General features: G+C 57.9%; 1 protein-coding gene. It reads right to left on the bottom strand.

Annotation, left to right across the window (positions count from 1 at the left end):
- Nucleotides 1-93: 93 nt before the first annotated feature.
- Entirely contained in the window at nucleotides 94-1,287 is a 1,194-nt protein-coding gene (locus QP996_RS11715) for an IS481 family transposase (protein WP_284872809.1), read from the bottom strand.
- Nucleotides 1,288-1,434: the final 147 nt, after the last annotated feature.

Raw genomic sequence — 1,434 nt, 5'->3', positions numbered from 1 at the left:
ATGTCATGAGTCGCGTCATGCTTGACGCATGAGTCGCGACATGTTGGACGGACCGGCATCCCAGTTGTTTTTGTTCTGGGGTGCCGGTTTTGTTCATTTGGGGCGTAGTGGTGGGTCGCCGTGTTTCCAGTAGGCCTTTTGGTAGTCGCGGGCGGTGTCGATGTAGTGCTCGGTGATGACTTCTCCGGTTTCGACCAGTGATGTGATGATGTGGTTGTCGGTGATGACCATGAGAATTTTCTTGTGTTTGTAGCCGCGTCCGATGCCGAGGTGGAAGAGTTTGCCGGCGTAGCGCACGCTGACTTTGCCGTTTTTGTCGACTGTGTCGTTTCGGGTTCGCCATTCTTCTTTGGGGTTGTCGTTGGGTGTGGCTTTGACTCCGGTGGTGTATGCCTGCTGTGGGGTGCGTCTGTCCAGGGCGCGGTGGGGTCGGGTGCAGTTGTAGTATTGGCGAAACTCGTTGAGGAGTTGTTGCAGCTCATCAATGGTTTGTGCTGCGGGTCGGGCTTTGATCCATTTTTTGAGGGTTTGGTGGAACCGCTCAATTTTTCCTTGGGTTTGGGGGTGGCCGGGCCGGCCGTTTTTCTGTTGGATTTTGTGTGCGACGAGCACTTTTTCAAACGCGTTTCTTCCACCTTTGCGCCCGGCTAGGCGGGCAGTGAACACCAAACCGTTGTCCGTCAGCGTGGATGCTGGCGGGCCGTACGTGTGGATCAAGCGGGTGAGTTCGGCGGCGACGGCGGGGCCTGCAAATGCGGCGGCCGCGGTGATTGACAACAGGTATCGCGAGTGGTCGTCGAGGAAGTCGAGGACTTCAACGCGTGTGTTATCAGCGAGGAAGAGGTGGGTGATGTCGGCTTGCCAGCATTCGTTGGGCATCGCCGCTTCGAAGCGGATGTAAGAGCTTTTCGGCTTCTTTTGCGGCTGCGGGGTGATCAAGCCTTCTTTGGTGAGGATGCGGCGGATCGTTGACGTTGACGGGGCATGTTTGCCGGCCTGTTCGAGGTGGTAGGCAATGGTTTCGGCCCCGGCGTCAAGTCCGTGCCGGGTGAGCTGTTTGCGGATGCTGATGATTTCGTTGCGTAGTGCCTCCGGGACGGCGTGTGGGTGGGTGTGAGGGGCGCGCGATTTCGGTGCGATTGCCTCGGCGCCGCCGGCGTCGTAGGCGTTGAGGATCTGGTGGACGCGTTGCCGTGAGATGCCAAAGCGCTTGGCAACGTTGGTGGGTGTGCCGCCTTGGTCTCTGACAGCTCTGACAATGGCGAGGTTGCGGTTGGGACTGTTCATGGTGTCAAACATGTCCCGACTCACCAGTCAAACGTCACCGACACGGCTGAGGTAACCCTAAGTGTCAACAATGACGCGACTGACCTGTCAAGGATCACGACGCCTTCCGCAGGCACACCCCGTCAAATATGTCGTGACTTCAGACAC

Source organism: Corynebacterium sp. MSK008, from assembly GCF_030232585.1.
Lineage (GTDB): Bacteria > Actinomycetota > Actinomycetes > Mycobacteriales > Mycobacteriaceae > Corynebacterium.
Note: the sequence above shows the minus strand (reverse complement) of the source record. Positions and strands in the feature narration are given on the sequence as shown.

Coding starts and splice junctions, on each gene's coding strand:
- QP996_RS11715 (WP_284872809.1), bottom strand. CDS start 1,287: ATGAACAGTCCCAACCGCAACCTCGCCATTGTCAGAGCTGTCAGAGAC.